Below are 10,946 nucleotides of genomic sequence, written 5' to 3' on the forward strand. Positions count from 1 at the left end.
GCACCTGACCGGCCCGCTGCCGCTGCTGCCGGGCGGACGCCCCGACCGGGAGGCGATCGGCAAGCTGCTCGCCCAGGCGGCCGCCGCGGAGGCCGCACAGCCGGCCGACGGGGCCGACGCGCGACCGGCGAGCGACGCGGAGCGGACCGTCGCCGCCGCCTGGGAGCAGGTGCTGGGCCGCACCGTCGGAGCGTCGGAGAACTTCTTCGACGTCGGCGGCAACTCGCTGCTCCTGATCCGGCTGCGCGACCGGCTGCGTACCGCACTGGACCGCGAGGTCGACGTGGTGGACCTGTTCCGGCACTCCACCGTCAAGGCCATGGCCGCCTTCCTGGGCGGCGCCGCCCCCGCCACGGACGCCCCCTCGGCCGCCGGGGAGCGCGGGCAGAGCCGGGCCCAGGCCCGCGCCGAGGCCATGCGCGCCCGCGGCCGCACCCGTCAGACCAGCACACCGATACCGAGGAAGCGATGACCGACCGGCAACAGCGCACGCTCTACCAGTGGTTCGAGGAATCGGCCCTGCGTCACCCGGGCCTGCCGGCCCTGGAGATCGGCGACGAGGTACTGACCTACGGTGAGCTGCGCGCCCTCGCGCTCACCCTCGCCGACCGCATCGCCGCCAAGCACGGCTCGGTGCCCACCCGGGTGGCGCTCGCCGCCACCCGCTCGGTCGCCGCGTACGCCGGCTACCTGGCGGTCCAGCGGCTCGGCGCGGGCCTCGTCCCGCTCAACCCCGACTATCCCGCGCAGCGCAACCTCGACATCGCCCAGCGCGCCGGTGTCGAGGTGGCCTTGGTGGACACCCGGTCCGCCGAGCTGTTCACCCGGCTGCCCGAACGTCACCGGCCGACCGTCCTCGGACTCGACGAGGACGAGCGGGCGTCCGGGACGGCGACCGGTGTACTGGAGCAGTCGCTGCCGCCGGTCCCGGACGACCCGGACCGCGAGGCCTACCTGATGTTCACGTCGGGTTCCACGGGCCAGCCCAAGGGCGTGCCGATCCGGCATCGGAACACCTCGCTGTTCCTCGCGCACACCATCGAGCGGTACGAGATCGCGCCGGGCGCCCGGCTCACCCAGACCTTCGGCCTGACCTTCGACGCGAGCGTGATCGACCTGTTCGCGACGTGGGGCGGCGGCGCCACCCTGGTGGTGCCGCTCGCGGCCGACCTCTACCGGCCGGTCGACTTCATCGTCGAGCGCGAGCTCACCCATTGGTTCTCGGTGCCCTCGGTGATCCGCGAGGCGCAGCGGCTCGGCAACCTGCCCCTGGGCCGGGCCGTGAACCTGCGGCACAGCATGTTCGGTGCCGAGCCGGTCACCGCGCAGCACGCCGAACTGTGGCGCGCGGTCGCCCCGAACGCCGTGATCCACAACGTGTACGGGCCCACCGAGCTGACGGTGTGCTGCACCAACCACGGGCTGTCCGGACCGGCCACGGACTGGCCGGAGTTCTCCAACGGCACCGTGCCGATCGGCGTCCCCTTCCCGGGCATGGAAATGGTGCTGCTGGACGAGAACGGCCTGGCGGCCGACGAGGGCGAGCTGTGCGTGCGCGGCCCGCAGCGCTTCGGCGGCTATCTCGACCCGCGCGAGAACGCCGGGCGGTTCGTGTCGTACGAGGCCGACGGCGGACCCGCCGAGGCCTACGACGGAAGCACCGTACTGACCGACCGCCACTGGTACCGCACCGGTGACCGGGTGCGGCGCGAGAACGGGCTCCTCGTGCACTGGGGCCGCCTCGACCAGCAGGTCAAGGTACGCGGCTTCCGTATCGAGCTGGGCGAGGTCGAGGCGGCCGTGCACCGCCACCCGCACGTCATCGACGCCGCGGTGCTCGCCCTGCCCGGCCCGGACGGCGAGACCGAGCTGGTCGGCGCCTACGCGGGCCGCGCGGTGGACCCCGAGCGGTTCGACGCCTGGCTGCGCGAGCTGCTCCCGCTGCACATGGTGCCCGCCTTGCTCACGCACCTGCCGGGCGGGCTGCCGCTCAACGACAACGGAAAGACGGACCGCAAGGCACTGGCGCGGATCCTCGACACGACGGAGGGGTCATGACCGACGCGCTGGAGTACTGGCGAACCGAACTGGCGGGCCTGGAACCGCTGGAGCCGGCCACCGACCGGCCGCGCCCCTCGGCGCGTACCGGCGCCCTGGGTCACGTCACCCGCACCGTCCCGGCCGGCACGGCGCGGGCGCTGGACAAGGCGGCCGCCGAGTACGGCGCCCCGCTGTCCGCCGTGCTGCTCGCCGCCTACCAGGTGCTGCTCGGCCGGTGGACCCGCCGGCGCGACCTCGCGGTGGGTGTCCCGGGCCCCGGCGGCGGCCTGGCCGTCGTCCGCGCCGATCTGGCCGCGGGCCCGGCCTTCGCCGAGCTCGTGGCGCGGACGGACGCCGCGCTGACCCGCGGCCGGGCCGCCGCGCTGCCGGTGGCCCGCCTCGCCACCGCGTTCGAACCCGCGGCCGACGGCCACCACCCCGTGGTCCAGGCCCTGTTCACGGACGGGCCGGCCCACCGGGCCGAGGGCGGCTGCCCGCCCGACCTGACCCTGGCCCTGGACCCGGCCGCCGGCCGCGAGGGCCTCGGCCTGCGCGTCGACTTCGCCGCCGAGCTGTTCGACGCGCCGAGCGCCGAGCGGCTCATCGACGGCTACCTCACCCTGCTCACCGCCATCGCCGAGACCCCCGGCACTGGAGGCGCTCGACCCGCTCGGCGCCGCCGAGCGCGAGCTGCTGCTCACCGGCTGGGGCCGCGGTCGCGCCGCCTTCCCCGGGGACGCGGACGCCGCCGCCGACTCCGCCGGGGACGTGGACGTGGCCGTGGACGTGGCCGGTCTGTTCGCCGAGCAGGCCGGGCGCGTTCCCGACGCCGTCGCGGTCGTCTTCGGCGCCGAGGAGGTCACCTACCGGGAGCTCGACGCCCGCGCCGACCGCCTCGCCCACCACCTGCGCGGCCTCGGCGCCGGCCCCGACGTGCCCGTCGCGGTCTGCCTGGAGCGCGGCCCCGAACTGATCGTGGCGCTGCTCGCGGTGCTCCGCGCGGGCGCGGCCTACGTGCCGCTCGACCCCCAGCACCCGGTCGACCGCCTGGAGTTCGTGCTGCGGGACACGGCCGCACCGGTGGTCGTCACCCAGGAGTCGCTGCGCGGGCGGCTGTCCGGCGGGGACGGCGCGGGGCCGCGTACCCTCGTCGCGGTCGACACCGACGCCGCGGCGATCGCCGCCTCCCCCGTCGTGGAACCGGCGGCGGCCGCCGGGCCCGGACACCTCGCCTACGTCCTCTACACCTCCGGCTCCACCGGGACCCCCAAGGGCGTCGCCGTCACCCGGGGCGGATTCCACAACCTGCTGTGCGGCATGCGGGAGACCTTCCCGGCACCGGCGAACGAGCGGGTGCTGTTCACCACCTCGGCCACCTTCGACATCGCGGGCGTCGAGGTGTTCCTGCCGCTGATCACGGGCGGCCGGATCGTCGGCGCGCACCAGGACCAGATCCACAACCCGCCCGCCCTCGTCGAGCTGATCGACCGGCACGCCGTCACCCTCGTACAGGCCACGCCGTCCGCGCTGCGCCCGCTCCTGGACGCCCTCGGCGACCGGCCGCGCGCCCTGGAGATCTTCGCCGCCGGAGAGGCCCTGCCCGCCGAACTGGCCGCACGGATGCTGCGCGCCGGCACCCGCGTCCTCAACGGTTACGGCCCGACGGAAACCACCGTCTACGCCTCCGTCGCCGAGATCACCGACACCACCGGCACCATCCCCATCGGCCGCCCCACCGCCGGCACCGAGCTGTACGTCGTCGACGACGCGGACCGTCCCGTCCCCGTCGGCGTACCCGGCGAGCTGCTCATCGGCGGCGCCGGCGTGGCCCGCGGCTACCTCGGACGCGACGACCTGACCGCCGAGCGCTTCACCCGGAACCCGTTCGCGGCCGGCCGGGTCTACCGCACCGGTGACCTGGTGCGGTGGCTGCCCGGCGGTGACCTGGAGTTCCTCGGCCGCCTCGACCACCAGGTCAAGGTGCGCGGCTTCCGCATCGAACTCGGCGAGATCGAGGCCGCGCTGCTGGCCCACGAGGACATCGACTCCTGCGCCGTCACGGCCCGCGAGGACGTCCCCGGCGAGAAGACGCTCGTGGCATACGTCGTCCCGGTGTCCGGCCGCCCGGTGCCCGGAATCGGCGCGCTGCGCGACTGGTGCGGGCGCACCCTGCCCGGCTACATGGTGCCCGGTACGTACGTCTTCCTGGACCGGATGCCGCTCACCACCAGCGGCAAGACCGACCGCAAGGCGCTCCCCGCACCCGACGGCGAACGCACCGGGCTGGAGGCCGAGTTCATCGCCCCGCGCACCCCTGCCGAGCGGGCGGTGGCCCGGGTGTGGGCCGAGACCCTGTACGCCGACGAGGTCGGAGCCGAGGACGACTTCTTCGACCTGGGCGGCGACTCGCTGACCGCGACCCGGGTGGCGCTGCGGCTCCAGGAGGACTTCGGCCTGGACATCCCGGTACGCACCTTGTTCACCTACTCGACCGTCGAGTCGCTCGCGGGGGCCCTGACCGTCGCCCGCCGCACCGGCGCGTTCCCGGCCGGAGGCTGACCCATGACCGCGACCCCCGCCCACCCCGTGCTGCTCGTCGTCTACGACGCCGGCAGCCTCGCACCCACCCGGCTCGCCGAGGCGGCCCGGCAGGCCGGCTGCGACCTGGTGTTCGTGACCGCGGACACCGCGCACGCCCAGGAGATGATCCCGACCCTGGAGATGGTCGGCACCGTGGTGAACACCGCGGGCCGCACCGAGGCGCAGACCGAGGCGGCGCTGCGCGCGCTCGCCCCGGCGGGCATCATCACCTTCAGCGAGTTCCAGATCGCCCCGACCGTGCGGCTCGCCGAGGCCCTCGGCCTGCGCTACCACCGGCCGGCCGACGTCGACGCCATCACCCACAAGGACCTGCAGCGCCGGCGGTTCGCCGAGGCGGGCGTCGACAGCGTGCGCTTCCGCACCCTGACCGACCCCGCCCAGGCCGACGAGGCGATCGCCCACGTCGGGCTGCCGGCCATCATCAAGCCGGTGATCGGCGCGTCCAGCCGCAACACGCAGGCCGTCGCCACCCCCGAGGAATGCCGGGCCGCCCTCGCGGCGATCTTCACCGGCTCCGACGGCGGACCCGCCGAGACGGCCGTGATGCTGGAGGAGCTCCTGGTCGGGCGGCCCACCCCGGCGCCGTGGGGCGACTACATCGCCGTGGACTGCGTGGCCGACGGCGACGACGTCCGGCCGGTGTTCGTCACCAGCAAGTTCGCGCTGGCCGAGCCGTTCCGCGAGCGCGGCGGCTACGGCGGCTTCTCCGTCGTACCGGAGGCCGAGGAGCGCGAGGTCCGCGACCTCGCCTGCCGCGCGGTGCGCGCCCTGAACATCCACGGCGTCGCCGACGTCGAGATCAAACTGACCGCCGACGGCCCCCGGGTCATCGAGGTCAACGGCCGGCTCGGCGCCTGGGTCGACGACCTCGCCGTCCGCTCCGGCACCTCCGACCCCGCGTACGTGGCGGTCGCCGCCGCGCTCGGCCTCCCGTACGAGACCCCCGAGGTCAAGCAGGGCGGCCCGATCGCCTTCCACTACCTGACCGTGCCGCCCATCGGCGCCCGCCGGGTGCGTGCCATCCGGGGTGTCTCCGCCCTGCGCCGCCTCGCCCACGTCGACCGGGTCGTCGTCCTCGCCGAGCCCGGCGCCGACGTGGACTGGCGGATCGGCGCGCGCGGCAACACGGCGGCCGTCATCGGCTCCGCCGCCACCCATGAGGAACTGGCCGCGACCGTCGCCGCCATCGAGAGCGTGGACTGGATCGACTATGAGTGAGTTCCCCGTACGAGCAGGTGAGTTCGTCGTCTTCGACCTGGACGGCGTGCTCGTGGACACGCAGGACGCCGAGAACGGCGGGATCGCCCACGTCGGCGAGATGATGGGCCTGCGGCTGGACAAGGACCAGCGGGACGAGCTGTTCTCCGGCAAGAAGATGCAGGAGTGCTTCGACCTGATGGCGGACCTGTCGGGCAACGCCCCGCCGCAGGACGCCATGGTGATCGCCCGCGCCAGGTGCGAGGAGCTGATCGGCGACCGCATCGAGCCCATCGACGGCGTCGCGTACGCCCTCGAACAGCTCACCGCCGCCGTCGGCGACCGCATGTGCGTGGCCTCCAACAGCCCGCTCGCCATCATGCGCAGCCGCCTGGAGAAGGCCGGGATCCTGCACCACTTCGGCGGCCGGCTCTTCTCGGCGTACGACGTCGACGCATGGAAGCCCGACCCGAAGCTGTTCCGCTGGGCCGCCGAGCAGTGCGGCGTCACACCCGACGAGTGCGTCGTGGTCGAAGACAGCCCGGTCGGCGTGGACGCCGCCGTGGCCGCCGGGATGCGGGTCCTGCAGTACACCGCCGACCCGGCGACCCCGCCCCACCGGGAGGGCGCGCTCACCTTCCCGTCCATGCGCGTGCTGCCCCGACTCGTCCGCGACGCCCACCTGATGGCGCCCGTCGCCACCCCCTTCGCCGCTGCCGCACACTTCGGAGGTACCTCATGAACAACGCCCGCAAGATCATGGTCCTGGGTGCCGGCGACATCGGCCGCCGCGTCTTCCACGAGCTGGCGCACAGCCCGAACCCCCGCCACGTCCAGCTCGTCGGCCGCGACGAGGAGACCGTCCTGAAGGCCGCCAACCTGACGCGCTTCTGCAGCGTCCAGCGCGGCTACACCAACGAGGTCAGTCACGCGCGGACCGACATCACGGACGTGGCGCGCACCGCCGAGCGGATAACCGCCTTCGGCCCCGACATCATCTTCCTGGCCGTCAGCTACCAGTCCTGGTGGGTCATCTCCACCCTCCAGCAGGACGCCTTCCAGCGGGTCTACGCCGCCAACTACGGCCCGTGGCTGCCCATGCACCTCGTCCCGGTGATGAAGGCCATGGAGGCCGTCCGCCTCTCCGGCACGCAGGCCCTGGTCGTCAACGCCGCCTACCCCGACGCCGTGCACCCCGCGCTCACCGCGATCGGCCTCTCCCCGCACATCGGCATCGGCAACGTCGCCAACAACGTCCCCGGCATCACCGCCGTGGCCGCCGACGAGCTCGGCGTGAGCTCCGCCGACGTCGAGGTGCGCCTGGTGGCCCACCACTACGTCTCGCACCGCCTCTCCCGCACCGGCAACAGCGGCCCCGCCGGCATGGGCCTCGGCATCCGCCTCGACGGGCGCGACGTCACCGGCGAGCTGGACGTCGCGGAGCTCCTGAACCGGCTGCCCGGCGCGTACCGCCGCACCGGCGGTCTGCCCGGCCAGACGATGACCGCCTCCTCCGCGCTCAGCGTCCTGGAACCGCTCGCCGACGAGCGCGACGCGGTGGTCCACGCGCCCGGCGCGGACGGGGCGCTCGGCGGCTACCCGGTGGCGATCGAGAACGGCAAGTTCCGCGCCCTGCTCCCCGACGGCATGACGGCGGACGAGGCGCACGCCATCAACGTCTCCGGACAGCTGTACGACGGCATCAGCGAGATCCGCGCCGACGGCACCGTCGTCTTCGAGCCCTCCGCCATGGCCATCATGAAGGAGGAACTCGGCTACGACTGTGCCGAGATGAAGCTCTCGGAGGCCGAGGGCCGCGCCCAGGAGATCGCCGAGCGCTTCGCGGCGTACCGGGACCGCACCGCCCGCTGACCGGGACCTCGGCGAACGCGTACGCCGCCGGCGGCCCCTACGGCCCCCGGCGGCGTTCGCGCGCCGCACGACACGACGGACGAGCTCCACGGAGAGGAACCAGGATGAGGCTGCTGCTGCTGGGCGGAACGGACTTCGCGGGGCGCGCCGTCGCCGAGGGCGCGGTCGCCCGGGGCTGGGACGTGACCGTCTTCCACCGGGGCGAGCACCCGGCACCGCCCGGCGTACGGGTCCGTCACGGCGACCGCACGCGGGAGGACGGTCTGGCCGCCCTCGCGACGGGGGAGTGGGACGCGGTCGTCGACACCTGGTCGGGCGCCCCGGCCGTGGTGCGCGACGCGGCCGAGCTGCTGGCCGGGCGCGCCGGACGCTACGCCTTCGTCTCCAGCCGATCGGTGTACGCGTGGCCGGTGCCGGCCGGGCTGGACGAGTTCGGGCCGCTGGCCGAGGGCGACCCGGACGCGGAGGCGACCGACTTCGCGGCCGACAAGAGGGGGGCGGAACTGGCGGTGCTGCGCGCGTTCGGCGAGGACCGCACCCTGCTGGTCCGGCCGGGGCTGATCCTGGGCCCGCGCGAGAACGCGGGCCGGCTGCCGTGGTGGCTGTCCCGCATCGCCCGGGGCGGCGAGATCCCGGCCCCCGGCCCCCGGGACACCGCGCTCCAGTACGTCGACGTGCGCGATCTGGCGGCCTGGCTCCTGGGCGCGCTGGAGTCGTCCCTGCACGGTCCCTACAACCTCGTGTCGCAGCCGGGCCACACCACCATCGGTGAACTCCTGGACATCTGCGTACGGGTCACGGGCGCCGCCGCCGAACTCCGCTGGACCTCCCCCGAGGCGATCGCCGCCGCGGAGCTCTCCCCGTGGACCGACCTCCCCGTCTGGGCCCCGCCCGGCACGGACTTCCACGCCGCGATCCATACGGGAGACGTCTCCCGGGCGCACGCCACGGGCCTCGACTGCCGCCCGGTCACCGAGACGGTCACCGACACCTGGACGTGGCAGCAGTCCGTCCCCGAGGCAGAGCTGACCCTCGCGGACGGCCTCACCGGGGAGGCGGAGGCCCGCCTCCTGAAGGGCTGAGGCGACCGCCCGGACCCCGGGGCGATCACGGCCCCGGGCGATCACGGTCCGGGGCCCGGGTCCTTCGGGTCGCCCGCCAGGCGGACCGTGCTGAGGATGCGCATGATCAGGGCATCGTCGACGGCGCCCGGAACGCCCGTGCGGCCGTAGAAGTCCCAGGAGACGAGGTCGCCCCGGGAGTTCCTGAAGCCGAAGACGACCGCCTGCCCGTCGCCCGCGCAGTGGTCGGTCCGCGGGGCGCCCGAGGAGCGCGCTTTGACGTAACTCCCCCTGACCCCGGCCTTCGTGGTGTATTCCACCGGCTTGTCCGCCTTGACCACGCTCTTGTCCGGCTGGGTGTAGGCGGCGTAGACCCAGGTGGGTGCCTCCTTCACGGCGATGTCGGCAGGGTCCTTGGCTCCACCCGCGCCCTTGGTTCCGGTGTTGGCGAGCCGGACGTCCGTGACCTGGCCGTCGCCGTTGCCGTCGATGCTGCACCACTGGGACTTGTAGAAGGCGGGGGCCGTGTGCCCGATGATGATCTTCTCCGAGTCCTTGTTGTCCACGTGGCCGCTGAACACCGCGGGTTCGATCACCTCCCACCCGGGCGGGACGTCGAAGGCGGTGCCGTGCTTGGGGTTGATCACGGTCTTCCAGCCCGCGACGAGCGGCTTCGTCGGGTCCGCCGCCGACGCCGCGGCCGCCGCCGAGGCGCGGTCCCGGTTCTCGCGGACGCCGAGTGCGACGCCGGTCGCGGCGGCTGCCACCGCCAGGGCGGTCAGGGCGCAGATCGCGACGGCGAGCCGTCTCCTGCTGATCCGGCCCCCGCCGGTGTCGGGCCCCTGCGGCGCCCGGAAGGGCGGCGGCCGGTACAGGCCGCTGGGGTGACTCGGCTGTTGGTACGGGTTCTGCACGGTGCCCCTCCTGGTACCTGCCTGCCCTACTTGCCGAAGGACAGGATCGCGCGGCTCGCCTTGCGCGGCTCCGGGCTGTAGGCCCGGCCGTTGAGCAGGAACAGTCGTCCGCCCGCCCACGTGATGCGGACGCCGTGGGGGTAGAAGACGCCTTCGGCGCCGCGGGCCGCGGCCGGGCTCTGCAGGACCGGCCGCGAGGCCCCGTCGGCCGCGGCGAGGGAGACGACCGCCCCCGCCTCACCGCTGCCGGGGGTGACGTACGTGAGGACCTTGCCCTCCTCGACCGCCAGCGGCCACATGGTGCGCCCCTTGGGCTGCTCGGTGGTGCGCCACCGCTCCTTGCCGGTGTTCAGGTCGACCGCGACGACCTGGTCGGTGACGTCGGTGTCGAGGCTGGTGCCGGGCTTGCCCGCGCCGATGTAGAGCGAGTCGGCGTCGGCCGCGACGGCGTAGCACTCCTGGAAGCCGGTCGCGTTGCCGAAGCCGTTGCACCGGCCGCTGACCCCGAAGGCCGGGGAGTTCTGCGAGCGGACCGTGCCGTCGGCGGCGAACGCCGTGAGGTTCCAGGTCTTCTTGTCCTTGTGGTGCGCGGCGATCACCAGCGGGTCGGTGGACAGCACCCGGCCGACCGTCCAGTCCGGGGCGTACGTGTAGCTCCACCGGGCGCCGCCCGTGGCCGGATCCAGCTCCTCGACCCTCGCCTGTCCGCGTGCGACGACGTCCTTCGGGTCGGGGCACTGGCGGATGGCGATCAGCCGCGAGCCCCCGGCGAAGCCGTAGGGGTAGCAGCCGTTCGGGCTGGACGTGCCGAAGAGCTTGCGGCCGTCGGTGACCGAGAACCCGCTCATGACGGCCGACCGGGCGACGACCACGGTGTCACCGCTGATCACCGGCTCGAACTGGGCCGAGCTGTCTTGATCGTTCTCCGGCGGCAGCGGAATCTTCCAGCCCGCCTGCCCCGTGGTGAGGTCGATCTGCTGGAGGTGGGTGCAGCGCGAGCTCTCCGAGGTGCTTTCCTTCACCCCCACCACGAGCTTGCCGTTCGCGGACGGGGCCGGCGGGATCCCGCACAGCGGCGTCGTGAGCGGGAGCTTCCACTTTTCCTGGCCGTCGGCCACCGCGTACGCGGTGAAACCGCTCAGGATCGCGCTGACGACGGTGTCGCCCACCCGCCACGGGCCGAACTGCGAGGTCCCCGCCCCGGCCACCTGGGCCTGGTTGTCACGCAGCCAGACCCGGGCCTCGCCCGCCCGGATGCCGG

General features: G+C 74.0%; 9 protein-coding genes and 1 pseudogene. 8 read left to right on the plus strand and 2 right to left on the minus strand.

The window, feature by feature from the left end; genetic code table 11:
- The 8 genes and pseudogenes from ACWGIU_RS16745 to ACWGIU_RS16780 all read left to right on the plus strand — a co-directional run.
- On the plus strand, positions 1 to 472 hold a 472-nt coding region (locus ACWGIU_RS16745; protein ID WP_453706491.1), incomplete at its 5' end, for a phosphopantetheine-binding protein.
- Positions 469 to 2,058: an amino acid adenylation domain-containing protein gene (locus tag ACWGIU_RS16750; protein WP_453706493.1), complete on the plus strand. Its 1,590-nt coding sequence runs from the start codon at positions 469 to 471 to the stop codon at positions 2,056 to 2,058. The genes ACWGIU_RS16745 and ACWGIU_RS16750, both read left to right, overlap by 4 nt.
- A pseudogene (locus tag ACWGIU_RS16755) lies at positions 2,055 to 2,303 on the plus strand (condensation domain-containing protein); the annotation flags it as partial. The gene ACWGIU_RS16750 and the pseudogene ACWGIU_RS16755, both read left to right, overlap by 4 nt.
- A 511-nt stretch (positions 2,304 to 2,814) precedes the next feature.
- Positions 2,815 to 4,599, plus strand: coding sequence for a non-ribosomal peptide synthetase (locus ACWGIU_RS16760; RefSeq protein WP_453706495.1), 1,785 nt, complete (start codon positions 2,815 to 2,817; stop codon positions 4,597 to 4,599).
- A 3-nt stretch (positions 4,600 to 4,602) separates the two neighbouring features.
- Positions 4,603 to 5,859, plus strand: coding sequence for an ATP-grasp domain-containing protein (locus ACWGIU_RS16765; protein WP_453706497.1), 1,257 nt, complete (start codon positions 4,603 to 4,605; stop codon positions 5,857 to 5,859).
- On the plus strand, positions 5,852 to 6,580 hold the full coding sequence (locus tag ACWGIU_RS16770; RefSeq protein ID WP_453706499.1) for an HAD family hydrolase: 729 nt from the start codon (positions 5,852 to 5,854) through the stop codon (positions 6,578 to 6,580). Before ACWGIU_RS16765 ends, ACWGIU_RS16770 begins: the two co-directional genes overlap by 8 nt.
- Positions 6,577 to 7,710 (plus strand): hypothetical protein, encoded by a 1,134-nt coding sequence (locus tag ACWGIU_RS16775; protein ID WP_453706501.1) that lies wholly within the window; start codon positions 6,577 to 6,579, stop codon positions 7,708 to 7,710. The genes ACWGIU_RS16770 and ACWGIU_RS16775 overlap by 4 nt, the downstream gene beginning before the upstream one ends.
- A gap of 104 nt (positions 7,711 to 7,814) precedes the next feature.
- Entirely contained in the window at positions 7,815 to 8,792 is a 978-nt protein-coding gene (locus tag ACWGIU_RS16780; RefSeq protein WP_453706503.1) for an NAD-dependent epimerase/dehydratase family protein, read from the plus strand.
- 41 nt (positions 8,793 to 8,833) lie between these two features.
- Here the strand turns inward: ACWGIU_RS16780 and ACWGIU_RS16785 are convergent, their stop codons facing one another.
- Entirely contained in the window at positions 8,834 to 9,685 is an 852-nt protein-coding gene (locus ACWGIU_RS16785) for a hypothetical protein (RefSeq protein WP_453706505.1), read from the minus strand.
- A 26-nt stretch (positions 9,686 to 9,711) separates the two neighbouring features.
- On the minus strand, positions 9,712 to 10,946 hold a 1,235-nt coding region (locus ACWGIU_RS16790; protein ID WP_453706507.1), incomplete at its 5' end, for an outer membrane protein assembly factor BamB family protein.

The sequence above is a fragment of the Streptomyces sp. NPDC054840 genome (assembly GCF_053611065.1).